The 270-nt window shown below is 38.5% G+C and carries 1 protein-coding gene; it reads left to right on the forward strand.

Going from position 1 to position 270, the window contains the following annotated elements; translation table 11 throughout:
* Positions 1–270, forward strand: a 270-nt coding sequence (locus SB660_RS20805) for an isochorismatase family protein (RefSeq protein ID WP_410584247.1), incomplete at both ends; no start/stop codon positions are given.

Below are 270 nucleotides of genomic sequence, written 5' to 3' on the forward strand. Positions count from 1 at the left end.
GTTCCAGTTATTTTTGTGAGGGATCTTGATGTAGCTGAAGGACAGGGAGATGGATTTCAAATTCACAATGAAATTACTGTACCTACTGAAGCAAAGATCTTTGATAAATCTGCAACAAATTCCTTTTATGGGACAGGACTGCTTGAACATTTAACAACACAGCATATTGAACATATTGTAATGATGGGCTGTGAAACACAGCACTGTATAGATAGTGCTGTTAGAACAGCAACAATCAGTGGTTTTGATGTAACGTTAGTGGGCGATGGG

It is taken from the genome of Bacillus sp. SIMBA_005 (genome assembly GCF_046535585.1).
Taxonomy (GTDB): domain Bacteria; phylum Bacillota; class Bacilli; order Bacillales; family Bacillaceae; genus Bacillus; species Bacillus pumilus.